The organism is Allofournierella sp., from assembly GCF_048388525.1.
Classification (GTDB): Bacteria; Bacillota; Clostridia; order Oscillospirales; family Ruminococcaceae; genus BQOK01.
Genome location: NZ_DBGCTQ010000073.1, coordinates 1 through 17,780 on the forward strand (window position 1 = coordinate 1; position 17,780 = coordinate 17,780).

The following is a 17,780-nucleotide window of genomic DNA, read 5'->3' on the forward strand; positions in this document are numbered from 1 at the left end:
CCGTCGTCGAGCCACACGGCTGGGGCGGTGCGGATGGGGCTGGCGGCGCGGGCGCTGCTGGGCGCAGAGCCGGTGCGGGCCGAGATCGGGCTGCACGGCAGCTTTGCCCGCACCTACAGGGGCCACGGCACCGACAAAGCCCTCATCGCGGGCATTCTCGGCCTCGCGCCGGACGACGAACGTATCCGCTTTTCCCCCGCCCTCGCCCGGCAGGCGGGCCTCGCCGTCCAGATCCGCGAGACCGAACTGGACGGCGCGCACCCCAACACCGCCCTCCTCACCCTCCGGGGCGCCGGCGGTGAAACCGTCAGCGTCCAGGCCGCCAGCGTGGGCGGCGGCAGCATCCTCGTCAGCCGCGTCAACGGCATGGAGGTCCAGTTCTCCGGCCAGTACACCACCCTCATTGTCCTCCACAAAGACGCCCCCGGCACCATCGCCGCCGTCACCGAGCTGCTGGCGGCCGCGGGCGTCAACATCTGCAATTTCCGCCTGGCGCGGCGGCAAAAGGGCGGCGCGGCCGTCATGACCATCGAGACGGACGGCAGCTTTGGCCAAGAGCTGAGCGGCGCCATCGGGCGGCTGCCCAATGTGCTCAGTTCCACCCTGCTGCCCCGCATGTGAGAAAGGCAGGGGGTTTTATGCAGCAGTTGGATTACAAGAGCATCGCCGGGCTGGTGGATGCGGCCCAGGCAGCGGGTGAAGCAGTTTCGGCCGTGGTGCTGCGCCAGCAGGCGGCGGAGCTTTCGCAAAGCGAAGAACAGGTGTACCAGGAAATGCTGGCCCGCTACCGGGTCATGGCCGGGTGCATCGGGCCGGGCTGCGCGCCGGACCTGAAATCCACCAGCGGGCTGACCGGGGGCGGGGCGTTCAAGGTGCGCCGCGCGGTGGAGGCCGGGCGCTCGCTCACGGGCAGCGTGCTGGGCGGTGCGCTGTACCGTGCGCTGGCGGTGAGCGAGCTGAACGCGGCCATGGGCCGGGTGGTGGCCGCGCCCACGGCGGGCAGCTGCGGCATCCTGCCGGCGGCGGTGCTCACCATGCAGGCGGAAAAGGGCTGCACCGAGCGCGCGTGCGTGCTGAGCCTGTTCACGGCCAGCGCGGTGGGCATGGTGATCGCCAACACCGCCACGCTGGCGGGCGCCGAGGGGGGCTGCCAGGCCGAGTGCGGCAGCGCGGCGGCCATGGCGGCAGCGGCGCTGGTGGAGCTTTGGGGCGGCAGCCCGGCGCAGCTGGCCGATGCGGTGGCGATCGCGCTCAAGAACGTGCTGGGCCTTGTGTGCGACCCGGTGGCGGGCCTTGTGGAGATCCCGTGCATCAAGCGCAACGCCTCGGGCGTGGCGGGCGCGTTCGTTGCGGCGGAGCTGGCGCTTGCGGGCATGGGCAGCGCCATCCCGGCCGACGAGGTGATCTGGGCGATGAAGAAGGTGGGCGAAGGCATGCCCGCCGCCCTGAAGGAAACGGCGGAGGGCGGCCTTGCCGCCACCCCCACCGCCCGCGCCCTGCACCAGCGGGTCTTTGGCCATTCCCCCGCCGCGGGCGGCTGCGCCGCCTGTTCCTCCTGCCCCAAACCCTGACCCTTTTCCACACCCCAATCGCCGCTTTACCCCCACCCCCCGGCGCCCGCCGGGGGGCTCTGTTCCGGGCAGCAAAACGCCCCCCGCACAAGCGTTCCTTGCGCGGGGGGCGTTTTTTGGTTATTCCCGTTCGTACACGGCCTCGATCTCGCCCACATACAGGGTGTGGTAGTCCTTTTCCGGGTAACAGGCCGCGTCGCAGTCGGTGCCCGGCATAAAGCAGGCGGGGTCCAGCGGCTGGGCATACAGCTTTTTGCACACCAGCACCCGCTGGGCCTGCTTAAAGGCAGGCGCGCCGTCGAACCGCTCCTCCTCAAAGCCCACCGCGGCGATCTTGTCGCCGTCCCGGCCGCTGGCCTTGCCCAGGTATGCCAGGGCCTTGCGGTGCTCCTCGCCGTAAAAGCTCAGGGTAAAGCGCTCGCCCGCGTCGATGAATTCCTTGGTGTAGCGCTGGGGCCGGATAAAAATGTAGGCCACGTTTTTGCGCCACAAAACGCCCAGGCCGCCCCAGCTGGCGGTCATGGTGTTCACGGCCCCGCCCTTTTCGGCGGTCACCAGCATCCACTGCTTTCCGATCATCTCAAAAGGGTTGCCCTGCATCTGCTCCGGGCTGATCCTGCGATATGCCATCTTTTACAACACTTGCCTTTCCATCTGAGTTTTCTTGTTCAGCATGGGCGCCACCGCCCGGTACCGGTCGTAGCAATATTGAATGATCGCATTGCGCTTTACCAAACCGATAAAGCTCTTTTTGTCGTCCAGCACCGGCACAAAATTCTGGGTCATGGCCGCCGCCACCAGTTCGTCCATCTGCGTGTTCACCGACACCGGCTTGTAATCCCGTTTGCGCGGGATGCTTCGGATGGGGATATCCTCGGCGTTTTCCAGCTTCAGGTTCTGGTTTTTGATGCCCCACAGCAGGTCTCCCTCGGTCATGGTGCCCACATATTCGCCCTTTCGGTTCAGTACCGGGATGGAGGAATAGCGGTGGTGCTCCATCTTTTCCAGGGCCTGCCGCAGGGTGAAATCGTCGTAGATATACGCCACGTCCTGCTTTGGGGTAAGGAAAAACAGGATGTTCACTCGTTTTACCTCTTTTCGAAGCGCCGGGGTTCCAGCGCTTTAGTAATACTTTTGTCATTTTTATTATATCACACCCTCTGTGAAAGGGATATGAAAAACTTATGAATAATAATGCCTGGCCACAAAATTTTATCTGCCCCTTTAAATCGCCATATTTTTATGCTACAATATAGCATACTTATTTTGATGTTCAAAGGATGTGGATGCAATGGCCCGCCCTCTCACCCGTCTGGCGGCCGCCCTGTGCTGCTGCGCGCTGGCGTTCACCGGCTGCACGGCGCCCACCTCCACGGGCTCCGGCAGCACAGAGCCCGGCGCCACTCCCGCGCCCAGTTCCGCGCCCGCAGCCACGGGGCTGGTGCTGGGGTATGTCCCGGCCGACGGCTTCAACCCCTATCTCACCCCCTCCACCCTGGTGGCCCAGAACGCGGGGCTTTTGTTTGAAAAGCTGGTGGAGATCGGGCCGGACATGGCGCTCTCCTACCGGCTGGCCTCCGGTGTCGACTGTGTGGAAAACCAGGTCATCCTTCATATCCGCAGCGGCTGCACCTTTGCCGACGGCGCCCCCATCACCGCCGAAGACGCGGCCGCCAGCCTGCGTGCGGCCCAGGCCAGCGGCCTGTACGGCAGCCGCTTTGCCGGCGTAACCGGGCTGGAAGTGCAGGACGGCGCGGTGGTGCTCACCCTGGCCGAGCCCGATTCCCTGTTTGCGTATCTGTGTGATATTCCGGTGTTCAAAGCCTCCGAAACCGCGCTCGCCAGCCCCACGGCAAGCGGCCGCTACACCTACGGCGCCGCGGGCGAACTGGTGCGCAACAGCCGCTGCGCCTTTCCGGAAGCCGGGCCCGAAACCATCCGCCTGGCCGAGGTGGGCAGCTACGACGAGATGGTCAGCGGCCTTGCGGTGGGTACCCTGAACCTGTACGCCGCCAGTGAAACGCTGGAGTCCTCGGCCAGTGTGGCCAGCAAGCAGACCTACTACCGCACCAACAATCTGGTGTTCCTGGGGGTCAACGCCGCCGGCCAGCAGGGCGCGGCCGCCCCCAACCCCCTGCTGGCCTCCCCGGGCGGCCGGGCGCTTTTGAGCCGGCTCATCGACCGGCGGCAGCTGGCCGAAAAAAGCTATTATTCCCGCGCCTACCCCGCCACCGGCGCCATCAACAGCTTTTACCCCTGTGTGATGGCTCAGCAGAGCATTCTGGCCGAGGCGGAGCTGGACGCCGCGGGCGCCGGGGCCGCTTTCACGGCGCTGGGCTTCCAAAAGGACCCTCTGACCGGCTATTACCAGAATGCGGACGGCGAGCGGCTTACCCTGCGGCTTCTGGTCTACAGCGGCAGCACCTACAAAAAATATGCGGCCACGCTTCTGCAGCAGCAGCTGGGGGCCAGGGGCCTGTATTTGCAGGTGGAAGAAACCGACAATTTTGACGCATGGTCCGAAAAAGTTGCCCTAGGGGATTTTGATCTGTACATCGGCGAGGTCAAGTTGTATAATAATATGGATATGAGCCCCTTTTTTGAGGGTGGCGGGGCCAGCGCGGGCATCCTTCCCAGCGAGGCTCTCGCCGCGGCCTACACCTCGTTCAAGCACAACCAAAGCGCGGCGGGCGCGTTCGAGGCCGCCTTTGCGGCCGAAATGCCCTTTGTGCCGCTGCTCTGGCGCAACGGCGTCGTGGTCCACAGCCGCGATATAGGCGGCCTGTCGCCCTCTTTGAGCAATGTTTTCTATTCGTTGGCGGACCTGCGTTTCGGCGCGGCCCAAAATTCCTGATACGAGGAGGTACCCTTTTTATGATCACACTCAAAAACCCCCTGGGCGCCGTGAGCATGACCGAGGACTACTTCGCCGAGCTGGTCAGCCAGGCGGCCCGCAGCTGCTATGGTGTGGCCGGCATGGCCACGGCGGGCGCCGCCGAGGACCTGAAAAGCCTGGTGTTCGGCAGCGATTTTCCCGAAAAGGGCGTGCGGGTCACCCAGTCGGGCGGCCGCCTCACCATCGAGCTGCACATCAAGGTAGGCTACGGGCTGAACATTGCCACCATTGTGCAAAGCATCACCCACAAGGTAAAGCACGAGGTCGAAAACGCCACCGGCCTGAAGGTCCAGCGCATCGAGGTTTCGGTGGATGATATCGTGGCGGATGACTAAATGCCCCCGCCCCCAATCCTATCTTTGATGTTGAGGTGTAATTTTTATGATAAACGGTAAAACCCTGCGCGACGCCATCATCTCCGGCGCCAACAATATTTCCAACCAGCGCTCCCGCGTGGACGAGCTGAACGTCTTCCCCGTGCCGGACGGCGACACCGGCACCAACATGAGCATGACCGTGGGCGCGGCCTGCCGCGAACTGGAAGCCCTGGGCGACGACTGCACCGTGGCCGAGGCCGCCAAGGTGGCCGCCAGCGCCATGCTGCGGGGTGCGCGCGGCAACTCGGGCGTGATCACCAGCCTGCTGTTCCGCGGCTTCGCCAAAGCCCTGGAGGGCAAGCGCGAGGCGGGCGCCGATGATCTGGTCGCCGCGCTGGAAAAGGGCGTCGAGGGCGCGTACAAGGCCGTCATGAAGCCCACCGAGGGCACCATGCTCACGGTGGCCCGCGTTGCCAGCGAGGATGCGGGCGCCTCCGGCATTGCCGATGTGAACGAATTGTGGGATCTGGTTCTGGCCGCCGCCCAGCGCGCGCTCGAGCACACCCCTGAGCAGCTTCCCGTGCTCAAAAAGGCCGGCGTGGTGGACGCGGGCGGCCAAGGCCTGGTGGTTATTTTTGAGGGCATGCAGGCCGTGTTCCAGGGGGGCCAGCCCATCAAGAGCGAGGAACTCACCCAGAACAAGGCCAAGCTCTCCACCTCCGGCGCGGGCAAGGGCGTTTTTACCGACGACCTCATGAAAGTGGAGGACATCACCAACGGTTACTGCACCCAGTTCCTGGTAAACAAAGAGCCCGGCGCTTCCATCACCAAGCTCCGCGCCTTTCTGGAATCCAACGGCGACAGCGTGGTGGTCATCGAGGACGACGACGTGGCCAACTGCCACGTGCACACCGCCGACCCGGGCAAGATCCTGAGCCACGCCATCCAGTACGGCTACCTCACCTCTTTCAAGATCGAGAACATGCACGAGCAGTTCCTGGCCCGCCAAAAGCAGGGCAAGGGCCTGGAAAAGCAGAAAGAGGCCGAGCAAAAGGCCCCCTCCGGCCAGTTCGTGTACGCCGCCGTGGACCCCGAGCGGGAATACGGCTTTGTTTCGGTGGCCGCGGGCGAGGGCCTGGCCGCCGTGTTCGCGGACCTTGGGGTGGACGCGGTGGTAAGCGGCGGCCAGACCATGAATCCCGCCACCGAGGACATTGTGGCCGCGGTGCAAAGCGTGCCCGCCAAAACCGTGTTCGTGCTGCCCAACAACAAAAACATCATCATGGCCGCCGAGATGGCCCAAAAGATCGCCGACCGGCGCATTGTGGTGCTGCCCACCCGCACCATCCCCCAGGGCATCACCGCCATGCTGAACTTTGACCCGGACGCCGCGGTGGACGCCAACACCATCAACATGATGGCCGCGGCCGACAAGGTCAGCACCGGCCTTGTCACCTTTGCCGCCCGCAACAGCGAATTCGACGGCCACAAGATCAAAAAGGGCGAGATCATGGCGCTGGAAAACGGCAAGATCGTGAACATCGGCGTCGACGTGGCCAAAACCACCTACCGCCTGGCCCGCAGCATGGTCAAAAAAGACACCAGCTTTATCACCCTGATCTCCGGCTGCGACGTGAGCGCAGAGGAAGCCCAGCGCACCACCGAGCTGGTGCAGGCCAAGGTGGGCGACTCCATCGAGGTCACCCTCATCAACGGCGGTCAGCCCGTATACTACTATATGATCAGCGTGGAGTGAACGCGCCGCCCGGGGCGGCCTCCACAGGCGGGGAACGGAGCGGTCCGTTCCCCGCCTTTTTGCTTTGTTCGGGGCATTTTATGCTATAATAAAAGCAGCCGAACCCACACTGAAAAAGGAGGCCCTCTCCATGAAACCAGATACCCCCGTGCAATATGTAAAGGGCGTGGGCCCCAAAACCGCCGAAAAATTTCTGCGCCTGGGGGTCGAAACCCTGGCCGACCTTTTGCAGCTCTACCCCCGTCGCTACATCGACTACACGCGCCCCTTCCCCGTGGCCCAGGCCCCCTTCGACGCCGACGCCGTGGTAAAGGCCGCGGTCTACTCCAAAAAGGCCGCGGTCCGGCTGCCGGGCGGGCGCACCATGGTGCAGGTGCTGGCGGGCGACGGCAGCGCCTCCCTCTCGCTCACCTGGTTCAACACCCACTTCATGGCCGACAAGCTGGCGGTGGGCGAGGAATATTACTTCGAGGGCCGGGTACGGGGCACCCTGACCCGGCGCGAAATCGCAAACCCCACCGTGCGCACCGCCGCCCAGGTGGCCCGCACCCCCCTGGTGGCGGTGTATCCCCAGACCGAGGGCCTGGGCAGCGGCCAGATCGCCCGCTGTGTGGCAAGCGCCCTGGAGGGGGCCGACCCCCTGCCCGAGCCCCTGCCCTCTGCCCTGCTGGCAAAATACAAATTGCCCGGCAAGTGGGAGGCCGTCCGGGCCATCCACTGCCCCGAAGCCCCCGAGGCCGCAGCCGCAGCCCGCAGGCGGCTCACCTTTGAGGAGCTGCTCACCCTGCAGCTGGGCCTCATCCTGCTGCGCAGCCGGGGGGCCGCCCGGGCGGGCGCGCCCATGCGCAGGGTGGACCTGGCCCCCTTCTGGGCCAGCCTGCCTTTCGCCCCCACCGCCGCCCAGCGCCGGGCCGCCGCCGAGATCTGTGCCGACATGGCCGGCGCCGCCCCCCTGAATCGCCTTTTGCAGGGCGACGTGGGCAGCGGCAAAACCCTCGTGGCCGCCGCCGGGGTGTATATGGCCCACCAAAACGGCTACCAGAGCGCCCTGATGGCCCCCACCGAGATCCTGGCCGCCCAGCATGCCGGCACCCTGGAAAAGCTGCTCGGCCCCTTTGGGGTGCGGGTGGCGCTGCTCACCGGCGGCATAAAGGCCGCCGCAAAGCGCGCCGCCCTGGCCGCCGTTGCGGCGGGCGAGGCGGACCTTGTGGTGGGCACCCACGCGGTGCTCAGCACCGGGGTGGAATTTGCCCGCCTGGGCTTTGCCGTGGTCGACGAACAGCACCGGTTTGGGGTGCGCCAGCGGGGCCTGCTGGCGGGCAAGGCCCAAAGCCCCCACGTACTGGTCATGAGCGCCACCCCCATTCCCCGTACCCTGGGCCTTTTGCTTTACGGCGATCTGGATATCTCCATCCTGGACGAACTGCCCCCCGGCCGCAAGCCGGTCAAGACCCGGGCGGTGCGGGGCGAAAAGCGCCGCGCCATGTACGGCTTTTTGAACGCCCAGATCGAGGCCGGCTGCCAGGTCTACATCGTGTGCCCCCGGGTGGAGGAGGGCGAGGCCGACGGCCCGGACGCGCTGAGCGCGGTCAAGACCTATTATAAAGAGGTGGCGCAGGCGCTTCTGCCCGGCCGCCGGGTGGGCCTGATGCACGGCAAGCTGGGACCCAGGGAAAAGGCCGCCGTGATGGAGGCCTTCAAGGCGGGCGAGCTGGACGCGCTGGTGTCTACCACCGTGATCGAGGTGGGGGTGGACGTGCCCAACGCCACGGTCATGGTCATCGAAAACGCCGAGCGGTACGGCCTTTCTGCGCTGCACCAGCTGCGGGGCCGGGTGGGCCGCGGCGCGCAGGAATCCTGGTGCTTTCTGGTGAGCGACCACGGCGGCGAAAGCGTGCGGGAGCGGTTGCAGTTCCTCTGTCATACCCAGGATGGGTTCGAGATCGCCAAATACGACCTGGAGCACCGGGGCCCCGGCGACTTTTTCGGCGACCGGCAGCACGGCCTGCCCACCCTGCAGCTGGCGGACCTCACGGCCGACACCCGCGCCCTGGAGGCCGCGCAAAAAAGCGCCCGGGAATTGCTCGAGCAGGATCCCAAGCTGGCCGCGCCTGAACACCAGGTTCTCGCCGCTCAGGTCGAGCGCCTGTTCCGGCGCACCACCTTCAACTGATTTCCACATATTTCAACATCAATATACAAAACGTATATTGATATGCCGCGGCATTCTTTGGCATAGGGGAGAAAACAGCATGGCAAAAGCATTACTTGTAGTCGATCTGCAAGAGGGTTATATAGAAAAATATCCGCCTTTATTGCTTACTCGCGTAAACAAAAGGATCCAAAGGGCGGCGGCAGACAAGGAGCTCATTGTATATGTAAAAAACACAAAAAGGCTTAGAAGCGGCAGAAAAACAAATGAACTGGCAGCGGATTTGAACATCTGTTCTGCATATACCCTCTGCAAAGAAACGGCCAATGCCTTTTCCAATCCTGAGCTGCAAGAAATTTTGAGGCAAAATCAGATCACAGAAATCGAGATCGCAGGAATTGACGGGAATTCCTGTATAGCAAGCACTGCAATGGCTTCTGTTCAAAACGGCTATAAAACGATATTGCAGTGTGACTGTATAGGCGTGCAAAATATCAAACGATTTGAAAAGACGGAAGTATCGCTTTTAGAAAAAGGAGTTGCAATTGTGCCTTCTGAAATGAAAGACGTCGTATTGCTGTTCGACACAGCTTGTATTTACGAGATCGCGATCCTCAACTACTTTTTAAAACTCACCGGTTCCGAAACGGTATTCTGCTCCCTCACCGGAGAAGACATCACTTCCGCCGAGGGCTATTCACTGAAGGTGAGCGCCAAGCTCTCAGAATTAAATACCGCTCACATAAGAATCCTCATCGTTCCGGGCGGCGATGTTTCCCCCCTCAAGGATCAACAGGTATACAGCTTTCTTAAAAGCATAAAGGAAAAAGGAAGCGTGATCGCGGCCATTTGTGCCGGTGTGGACGTACTGGAGAAGGCAGGGATCTTAACGGGGCTTCGGTCGACCCGTTCCGCCGATCTTGACGTAGCAAGGGATCAGCATGTCATCACCGCCAGAGCGAACGCCTATGTGGATTTTGCCATCGAGGTCGGAAAAGAGCTTGCTCTGTTTGACGGCGAGGAGGACCTGCTGGAGACGGTCAATTTCTGGAAGTTCCATAAAAGGGTGTAGTGCTCGCTCTGTTTCCCGCGGGCAGGCCGGTTTTTCTTTACCCGATCCAAAGCGGTCAGGCAGTGCTTTTCCCTTCTCTCCCGGAAATCCTTCTTCCCCTTGCAAACCGGGCAAAACCTGCTATAATGGAGCTGGAAACGTTTCCAATAGAAAGGGGCGGCGCAGATGCAGCGGCAGTGGTGGCACGAGAGCGTGGGTTATCAGATCTGGCCCAAAAGCTTTAACGACTCAAACGGCGACGGTGTAGGGGATATTCCCGGTATCCTGGAAAAACTCGATTATTTGCAGCAGCTTGGGGTGGACCTTTTGTGGCTTTCGCCCGTCTACCCCAGCCCTTTGGCCGACGAAGGCTACGATATTTCCGATTATTGCGGCGTGGACCCGCGCTTCGGCACCATGGCCGACCTGGAACGGCTCATCGCCAAAACAAAGCGCCGGGGCATGCGCCTTGTGCTGGACCTGGTGGTGAACCATTGCTCCGACCAGCACCCCTGGTTCCAAAAAGCCCTGGCCGACCCCGAGGGGCCGTATGGGCAGTATTTCTATTTCCGCCGGGGGGGAAACGGTGTGCCGCCCTGCAATTGGCGGGGGTATTTCGGCGCCGGCGTGTGGAGCCCGGTGCCCGGCCACGCCGATCTCTATTACCTGCATCTGTTTCACGAAAAGCAACCGGACCTGAATTGGTCCAACCCCGCCCTGCGCCGCGAAATCTACCAGATGGTGAACTGGTGGCTTGACAAAGGCATTGCGGGCTTCCGGGTCGACGCTATTGTAAACATCGGCAAGCCGGACGTCTTCCGCGACTACCCCGCCGACAGGCCGGACGGCCTGGCCGACTGCTGCAATATGCTGGCCGAGCCCAGCGCCAAGGCGCACCTGGCCGAATACCTCACCGAGCTGCGGGATAACACCTTCCGCCCCCACGGCGCGTTCACCGTGGGCGAGGTGTTCGACACCGATCCCGCCGAGCTGGCGGCCTTTATCGGCCCGGACGGCTACTTTTCCAGCATGTTCGACTTTGCGGCCACCTGCTGCGGCAAAAGCCCAAAAGGCTGGTGGGCCGCCCGCCGCCCCAGCCCCACCGACTACCGGGACTGCTGCTTTTCCAGCCAAAAAGCAGCGCAGGGCGTGGGCTTTTTGTCCAACGTGATCGAAAATCACGACGAACCCCGGGGCGTCAGCCATTACCTGCCCCTGGGCTTTGAGGAGCAGCCCCGGGCGCAAAAAGCCCTGGCCGCCGTCACCCTGCTGCTGCGCGGGCTGCCCTTTCTCTACCAGGGGCAGGAGCTGGGCATGACCAACAAGCCCTTCACCAGCATTTACGAGGTCGACGATGTAAACACCAAGGGCGAATACGCCGCCTGCCTGGCCGCGGGCCTGCGGGCCGACGACGCGCTGGAGGTGATCGCCCACTACAGCCGCGACAACGCCCGCACCCCCGTGCAGTGGTCCGCCCAGGCGAACGCGGGCTTTACCGCCGGCGTCCCCTGGATGCCGGTCAACCCGCGGTACCGGTCGGTCAACGCCGAAGCCCAGCAGGCCGATCCTGCCTCGGTGCTGAATTTCTACAAAAAGTTGATCTCTTTGCGAAAAGCCCCTGCGTATAAAGAGACCCTGGTCTGGGGCGATTTTGAGCCCCTATACACCGAACGCGAAGGGTTGGCCGCCTTTTGGCGCAGGGCAGATAAAAAGCTGCTGGTGCTGTCCAATTTGTCAGACGAGGCAATGCTTTTGCCGCTGCCCGGCCCCGTGCGCGCGGTGGTGGCAAACAGTCGGCAGCTTCCCCCCGAGCTGGAGCAGCAAGCCCTGATCCTGGCCCCCTGGCAGGCGCTGGTGCTGGAAATGGAATAAGTAAGGCGGCGGGCTGCCTGCCCGCCCTGCCGATTTGGGCGCTCACAGCCCGCCTGTGCCCGCAAGCCAGCGGCCCGCCAGGCTGAAGCACCCCAAAATCGGGATGCACAGCAAAAACCACAGGAAAGTGTAAAGCGGGCACACCTGCCCCAGCAGGTTGCCCCACTGGTCCGAATAGTCCCATACGCCCCAGTGCAGCGCCCGGTTGCACACCAGGCCAAAGGCTAGCTCCACGCCGGTAATGGTGAGCGCGCCGATGCCGCAGCGCACCAAAAGAGGCCATGCGGCAAGGTGCAGGTTCACCTGCTCAAGCAGCAGCAGGCACAGCCCGCCCGCAACCAGCATGGTCCAATGCGTGTGGCCGCGAAAGGCCACCTCAATGGCGCCGTAGCCCAGCGCTCCAAAGCAGAACAGCGCTATTTTCCCAATCATAAAAAAATCACCCGGGGAACATTGTTCCCCGGGTGGCTGCGTTTATGTGGCGGGTCAGGCGTTGCCCAGCTTTGAAATTGTTTCCAGCAGCTCTTGCCGGCAGTCCCACAGGCGCTGCGAAAGATCCACATAGTACCTGTGCGGGTATTCAAAGCGCAGGCTCTCCTCCCACAGGCCGTCGATCTGGGCCTTGCAGTATTCCCGAATGGCCTGCACGCCCGGCCGTTCATACACCAGCCTGCCCTCCTGGTAAATGGGGATGGTCAGGCAGCGGGCGGTGCAGTTCTCATAGGTGCGCTGCTTCCAGGTCTGCAATGGGTCAAACAGGGTCAGGCCGCGGCTGGCGTCCACCTCCTCGTCAAAAATGGTCACATAGTCCGCCATGGCCTTGCCGGTGTAATTGTCGCAGATGCGCCAGACCTTTTTTAAATGGGGGGTGGTGAGCTTCTCAATGCTCTCGCTCACCTTGATCTTGGGGATATAGCGCCCATCCTCCTTAATCGCGGCCAGCTTGTACACGCCGCCGAACACCGGGTCGCTCTTGGCGGTAATCAGGTTTTCGCCGATGCCGAAGCTGTCCACCTGGGCGCCCTGCAGGATCAGGTCCCGCACAATGTATTCGTCCAGGCTGTTGGAAGCGCAGATGGGGCAGTCCTCATAGCCGGCCTCGTCCAGCTGCCTGCGGGCCTTTTTCGAAAGATAGGCAATATCCCCCGAGTCGATGCGGATGCCCTTCGGGCGCTTGCCCAGGGGCGCCAGCACCTCGTCGAACACCCGGATGGCATTGGGTACGCCGCTCTTGGTCACATTGTAAGTATCCACCAGCAGCACGCACCCGTCCGGGTACAGCTCGGCATACTTTTTAAAGGCGTCGTATTCCGTGGGGAACATCTGCACCCAGCTGTGTGCCATGGTGCCGCTGGCGGGAATGCCGAAATCCCGCGCGGCCATCACGCAGCTGGTGGAGCTGCACCCGGCAATGTAAGCCGCCCGGGCGCCGTACACCGCGGCGTCGTACCCCTGGGCGCGGCGTGCGCCGAACTCCATCACCGGGCGGCCCTGGGCGCTGCGCACAATGCGGTTTGCCTTGGTGGCTACCAGGCACTGGTGGTTAAAGGTGACCAGCAGCAGGGTTTCCAGCAGCTGGCACTCCATCGAGGGGCCCTCCACCGTCACGATGGGCTCCCGCGGGAAAATGGGCGTGCCCTCCGGGATGGCCCATATGTTGCAGTGCAGCTTGAAGTTTTTCAGGTATTCCAGAAACTTTTCATTGAACACCCCGGTGCCGCGCAGGTAGTCGATGTCGGCCCCGGTAAACGAAAGATGCTCCACCGCGTCGATAAAGGTATCCAGCCCGGCCATAATGGCAAAGCCGCCCCCGTCCGGGATTTTGCGGAAGAACATGTCAAACACGCTGATCTTGTCCTCGTAGCCCTCTTCCAGGTAGCCGGCCGCCATGGTGAGCTCGTAAAAGTCCATAATGGTGGTCAAATTCCGTGTACTGTCCAACATACGGTTTTCCCCACTTTCTCTTTTTGGCCGGCGCCGCCGGTCTTTTGTCAGAACTGGCGGCGGCGCACCTTCTTTTTGCTGCCGCGCCGCTTGGTCAGCCAATAAACATACAAAATCAGGTAGATCACCACGGCCAGGGCCGAGAGCGCCAGCACCACCTTGAAGTACAGGCTGCCGAAAAACTCGCCCACCTTGGAAAGGGTGTACAGCAGCGGGTTGCGGGCCATATCCCGCCCGGCCACCAGCTCCACCACGCCGATCACCTCGCCCGAAAGCGACACCGAAACGGTGCCCACCACGTCGCCCCGCTTCACCGGCGCGGCCACAAATTCCGGCAGCTCAAAGGTCTTTTGGGTCACGGTCTCGTCGGTGCCCAGGGGCAAAATGCTGTAAAGGTCCTCTTTGGGCCACAGCATCAGGGTGTCGCCGTCGGTGGAGTATTTCACCCCCACCTCGGTGATCGCCTCGTCCGCTTTCAGCGCGGGCTGTATGGCAAAATTCTCGAACACCCAGTCCATCAAAACACCGGTTTCGTACAGGGCGGGGCGCTTGGTGGCGTACTCGTAGGGGTCGCAGCTGTTGGGGCTGTTCAGCACCACGCAGATATACGTTTCGCCCCCGTCGCCCCCGGTGTGCCACGAGGCAAAGTTCTGCCAGTCGCCCAGGCTGCCGGTCTTGCCGCCTTGGTTGTAGCTGCGGTAGTAGTTGCCTCCCAGGGCCGAATCCGCCATTTTGTTGGTGGTGATCACGTTGTAAGCTCCCGAGGCGTAGCGGGGGTTTTCGCCCATGTTGTAGCGGGTGGCCTTGCAGGCCTCCTTAAAGGCGTCAAAGCTCATGGCGTAGCGCAGCAAAAGATACATGTCCCGCGCGGTGCTCAGGTTGCCCTCGTCCAGGCCGCAGGCGTCGGTAAAGGTGGTGGCGGTGCAGCCGATCTCCTTGGCGCGGGCGTTCATCATATAAACAAAATTATCCAGGCTGCCGCCGGCGATCTTTTTGCCCACGGCCAGGGCCGCCTCGTTGGCGCTGGGCAGCATCATGGCGTAGAGCAGCTGGCGCATGGTGTGCTCCTCACCCGGGCGGATATCCGCGTGGGAGCCCCCGTGGATGTACACGTAGTCCTGAATGGACTGATCCGGCGCGGCGGTCACCGTGTCCAGCTGGTCCTGGTAATTTTCCAGCAGCAGAATGGCCGTCATCAGCTTGGTCAGGCTGGCGGCGGGCAGCTGCTGCTCGCTGTTTTTTTCATATACAATGATGTTGCTGTCGGTATTCACAATGTAGGCGGCGGGGGCCGCGATCTCAAACGGCGGCGCAAACCCCACCGCCCCGGCGGGCAGGGCCAGCACGCCGCAGGCGAGCGCCAGGCCCAACACAAGTGCAGCGAATTTTTTCATGTGGACATTTCCCTTTAAACGCGATAAAATGATAAAGGCAGTGTTGGCTGCCGGGGTGGTTCCCAATCACCTGCCGGGCGCTGTGCCCGGCGGCTGGTGTAGCTTTTATTATATCAGCTTTTTTTGCGTTTATAAAGACTTTTGGGCGAAAGAGGTGTGAGGCTTTGATCTATGTAACGGGTGATATCCACGGCGACCTTGCGCGCTTTGAAGAAAAGGCCCTGAAAAAACTGAAAAAGCGCGACACCCTGATCGTTCTGGGGGATTTCGGTTTCCTGTGGAACGGCGACAAGGCTGAACAAAAAAACCTGAAATGGCTCGAAAAGCGCCGTTACCGCATCCTCTTCATCGACGGCTGCCACGAGAATTTCGACCTCCTGCGGGAATACCCGGTCGAGGAGTTCGAGGGCGGCCGGGCCCGGCACATCGGCGGCGGCGTGTATTACATTCTGCGGGGCAGCATTCTGGAGCTGGAGGGCAAAAAGCTGCTGTGCTTCGGCGGCGCCGAAAGCTGGGACAAGGAAGACCGGGATGAGGGCGTGAACTGGTGGCGGGCCGAAATGCCCACCACCGACGAATTGGAATGGTGCGCCGAAAACCTGAACCGGGCGGGCCGCCGGGTGGATTACATCCTCACCCACGACGCGCCGCTGCAAATTCTCGAGTTCACGCAGTACATGCGCGGGCAGCCCAACTGGCTGCACACTTTTTTCGACAACGTAATGAAAAACACTGAATACAAAAAGTGGCTGTTCGGCCGCTATCACAGGGATATGGCCCTTTCCAGCAAGGCGCAGGCCGTGTTCCGCCAGGTGGTGCCGCTGGAGGAATAAGGGGGGCAGGCCAAAAAAGCTCAAATAATACAGGTGGCGCGGCAGGGGATCTTTCCCCGCCGCGCCGCCTTTTGTTTCCGACCGGCCCCGGGGCCGGATCTTTTTGAAAAAGCGAAGAAATATTTTTTGGCGCACGTAACGTTTTCCCGGCACGCGCCTTGTTTTGGGGGCCGGCAATTCCGCGGCTGCCCCGCTTTTCATCCAAAGATCTCCGCGGCAGCGGCCATGTTCTTCATCACCGGCACCCCGAACGGGCAGCGCTTTTCGCAGCTTCCGCAGCCGATGCACTCGCCGCCGCCGTGGGCAAGCCCCGCATAATGCGAGCGGATCGAGGGCGGTACCTGCGCGGCGTCCAGCCGGGCGATGTCCAGATATTTGTTCACCGCCGCAATGTCAATGCCCACCGGGCAGGGCTGGCAGTGGCTGCAATACACGCAGTTGCCTGCAAAATCGCTGCGCAGCGTGCCCATCACCGGGGTGTAGTCCCGCTCCGCGTCGCTCATGTCCAGGTAATGCACCGCGTCCAGCACCTGGGCGCGGCTCTGGCAGCCCAGCATCACGCTGGCCACCGCGGGCCGGGTCAGGGCGTAATGGATGCACTGGCCCACCGTCAGCGGCCGGTCAAAGGGGGTGTACTCGGGCGAGATCAGCTTGCCCGCCCCCAGCGTTTTCATCACGGTAATGCCCACGCCCTTTTGTTCGCACAGCGCATAAAGCGCCGCGCGCTCCGGGTCAAAGCCCCGGAAAGCCGCCCGGTCCAGCCCCTCATCCAGCGCGTTCAGGGCGTTCGTCTCGGCCGGGTACAAATCAAACGCCGGGTTGATGCTGAACATCATCATCTCCGGCAGCCCCGTCCCGATCACCCGCGCCGCCGTGCGGGGGTTGTGCGAGCTGAAGCCGATATGCCTGATGTAGCCCTGCTGCTTCAGGCTGCTCACATAGTCTGCAAAGCCGGTCTCAAAAACGCCCTTATAATCCTCCTCGGAATCAATAAAAAACATCATGCCAAAGTCAATGTAGCCAAAAATGCGAAGCAGCTTTTCAAAGTACCGCTTTGCCGTGGGCAGGTCCCGGCTGATGTCATACTGCTCGTTCACGTCGGTGGAGCCGATGTGCCCCTGGATCATCACCTGGCTGCGGCGGCCGCCCAGCGCCCTTGCAATATTTTGCCGCACCTCGTCGCCCGGCATAAAAACATCCAGCAGGTTGACCCCGTTTTCCAGGGCGGCGTCCACCGTTTCCTGTACCTGCCCAAAGGGCTTTCCGTCCAGGTGCTCACACCCCAGCCCTATAATGCTGCTCTTTTCCCCCGTTTTGCCAATCTGCCTGTATTCCATCGTGTCGCCCGCTTTCTTTTTGCTGTTTTGTCCCCGTTTTTCTCCGGCGGTTTGTTCCGGCCCGGCCGTTCCCCCGCCTTTGCCCCCGGGGCGCCCTGCTTTCTAAATTTTAGCCCTGAACGCCGTGAATGTCAAACCTCCGCCCCTCTGCTCCCGCCTCTTGTGCAGCGCAAAAAGGCCGCCGCCCATTTTGGGCGGCGGCCTTGCAGATGCTCAAGGGGTGCGAAAAAACTTATTTCAGCTCGATCTTGGCGCCGGCTTCTTCCAGCTTCTTCTTCATCTCTTCGGCGTCGGCCTTGGAGGCAGCCTCCTTCAGGGTCTTGGGGGCGTTGTCCACCAGGTCCTTCGCTTCCTTCAGGCCCAGACCGGTCACTTCCTTCACGGTCTTGATCACGGCCATCTTGTTGGCGCCAACCTCGGCCAGCACCACGTCGAACTCGGTCTTCTCTTCCGCAGCGGGAGCGGCAGCGCCGCCGGCAGCGGGAGCGGCAGCGGCCACGGCGGACACGCCGAACTCCTCGCAGTAGGTATCGATCAGCTCTTTCAGTTCCAGAACGCTCAGCTCTTTCACAGCGTCAATGATCTTGGTGATTTTCTCAGAAGCCATTGTATTTACCTCCAATAGTATTGTTTTTTGTGGGGGCCGCGCGCTTTAAG

The 17,780-nt window shown here is 62.3% G+C and carries 16 protein-coding genes; 9 read left to right on the plus strand and 7 right to left on the minus strand.

Going from position 1 to position 17,780, the window contains the following annotated elements; translation table 11 throughout:
* On the plus strand, nucleotides 1–621 hold a 621-nt coding region (gene sdaAB, locus ACMLHZ_RS09305), incomplete at its 5' end, for an L-serine ammonia-lyase, iron-sulfur-dependent subunit beta (RefSeq protein WP_418667460.1).
* A gap of 17 nt (nucleotides 622–638) precedes the next feature.
* Nucleotides 639–1,571, plus strand: coding sequence for an L-serine ammonia-lyase, iron-sulfur-dependent, subunit alpha (sdaAA, locus tag ACMLHZ_RS09310; RefSeq protein WP_418667461.1), 933 nt, complete (start codon nucleotides 639–641; stop codon nucleotides 1,569–1,571).
* A gap of 120 nt (nucleotides 1,572–1,691) precedes the next feature.
* On the opposite strand, the gene ACMLHZ_RS09315 is transcribed toward sdaAA, so the two are convergent.
* The gene (locus ACMLHZ_RS09315) at nucleotides 1,692–2,201 is read right to left on the minus strand and encodes a flavin reductase family protein (RefSeq protein WP_418667462.1); all 510 of its coding nucleotides are present in this window, start codon (nucleotides 2,199–2,201) and stop codon (nucleotides 1,692–1,694) included.
* A 3-nt stretch (nucleotides 2,202–2,204) separates the two neighbouring features.
* Nucleotides 2,205–2,654: a CBS domain-containing protein gene (locus ACMLHZ_RS09320; RefSeq protein WP_177565678.1), complete on the minus strand. Its 450-nt coding sequence runs from the start codon at nucleotides 2,652–2,654 to the stop codon at nucleotides 2,205–2,207.
* Nucleotides 2,655–2,862: 208 nt separating this feature from the next.
* Between ACMLHZ_RS09320 and ACMLHZ_RS09325 the strand changes: the two genes are divergently transcribed.
* From ACMLHZ_RS09325 to ACMLHZ_RS09350, 6 genes are all read left to right on the plus strand, one after another.
* Nucleotides 2,863–4,425 (plus strand): ABC transporter substrate-binding protein, encoded by a 1,563-nt coding sequence (locus ACMLHZ_RS09325; protein WP_418667463.1) that lies wholly within the window; start codon nucleotides 2,863–2,865, stop codon nucleotides 4,423–4,425.
* Nucleotides 4,426–4,445: 20 nt separating this feature from the next.
* A complete protein-coding gene (locus tag ACMLHZ_RS09330) occupies nucleotides 4,446–4,802 on the plus strand; it encodes an Asp23/Gls24 family envelope stress response protein (RefSeq protein ID WP_418667464.1) in 357 nt (118 codons plus the stop codon).
* A 46-nt stretch (nucleotides 4,803–4,848) separates the two neighbouring features.
* Complete coding sequence (locus tag ACMLHZ_RS09335; RefSeq protein ID WP_418667465.1) at nucleotides 4,849–6,540, plus strand: DAK2 domain-containing protein; 1,692 nt, start codon at nucleotides 4,849–4,851, stop codon at nucleotides 6,538–6,540.
* A 109-nt stretch (nucleotides 6,541–6,649) separates the two neighbouring features.
* Nucleotides 6,650–8,713 carry an ATP-dependent DNA helicase RecG gene (gene recG / locus ACMLHZ_RS09340; protein WP_418667489.1) on the plus strand — a complete coding sequence of 688 codons (2,064 nt, stop codon included), beginning with the start codon at nucleotides 6,650–6,652 and terminating at the stop codon, nucleotides 8,711–8,713.
* A 79-nt stretch (nucleotides 8,714–8,792) separates the two neighbouring features.
* Nucleotides 8,793–9,764, plus strand: a complete 972-nt coding sequence (locus ACMLHZ_RS09345; protein ID WP_418667466.1) for an isochorismatase family protein — start codon at nucleotides 8,793–8,795, stop codon at nucleotides 9,762–9,764.
* Nucleotides 9,765–9,929: 165 nt separating this feature from the next.
* A complete protein-coding gene (locus ACMLHZ_RS09350; protein ID WP_418667467.1) occupies nucleotides 9,930–11,615 on the plus strand; it encodes an alpha-glucosidase in 1,686 nt (561 codons plus the stop codon).
* A gap of 42 nt (nucleotides 11,616–11,657) precedes the next feature.
* Here the strand turns inward: ACMLHZ_RS09350 and ACMLHZ_RS09355 are convergent, their stop codons facing one another.
* The 3 genes from ACMLHZ_RS09355 to ACMLHZ_RS09365 are packed head-to-tail and all read right to left on the minus strand — an operon-like array spanning nucleotide 11,658 to nucleotide 14,953.
* Nucleotides 11,658–12,047 carry a putative ABC transporter permease gene (locus ACMLHZ_RS09355; protein ID WP_418667468.1) on the minus strand — a complete coding sequence of 130 codons (390 nt, stop codon included), beginning with the start codon at nucleotides 12,045–12,047 and terminating at the stop codon, nucleotides 11,658–11,660.
* A gap of 54 nt (nucleotides 12,048–12,101) precedes the next feature.
* Nucleotides 12,102–13,559, minus strand: a complete 1,458-nt coding sequence (locus ACMLHZ_RS09360) for a nicotinate phosphoribosyltransferase (protein WP_418667469.1) — start codon at nucleotides 13,557–13,559, stop codon at nucleotides 12,102–12,104.
* A 47-nt stretch (nucleotides 13,560–13,606) separates the two neighbouring features.
* Nucleotides 13,607–14,953, minus strand: coding sequence for a D-alanyl-D-alanine carboxypeptidase family protein (locus ACMLHZ_RS09365; protein ID WP_418667470.1), 1,347 nt, complete (start codon nucleotides 14,951–14,953; stop codon nucleotides 13,607–13,609).
* 164 nt (nucleotides 14,954–15,117) lie between these two features.
* Here ACMLHZ_RS09365 and ACMLHZ_RS09370 point away from each other — a divergent pair, with 164 nt between their 5' ends.
* Nucleotides 15,118–15,786, plus strand: coding sequence for a metallophosphoesterase (locus tag ACMLHZ_RS09370; protein WP_418667471.1), 669 nt, complete (start codon nucleotides 15,118–15,120; stop codon nucleotides 15,784–15,786).
* A gap of 197 nt (nucleotides 15,787–15,983) precedes the next feature.
* On the opposite strand, the gene ACMLHZ_RS09375 is transcribed toward ACMLHZ_RS09370, so the two are convergent.
* A complete protein-coding gene (locus ACMLHZ_RS09375; protein WP_418667472.1) occupies nucleotides 15,984–17,123 on the minus strand; it encodes an aldo/keto reductase in 1,140 nt (379 codons plus the stop codon).
* A gap of 232 nt (nucleotides 17,124–17,355) precedes the next feature.
* Nucleotides 17,356–17,730: a 50S ribosomal protein L7/L12 gene (rplL, locus tag ACMLHZ_RS09380; protein ID WP_418454509.1), complete on the minus strand. Its 375-nt coding sequence runs from the start codon at nucleotides 17,728–17,730 to the stop codon at nucleotides 17,356–17,358.
* Between the last annotated feature and the right edge of the window lie 50 nt (nucleotides 17,731–17,780).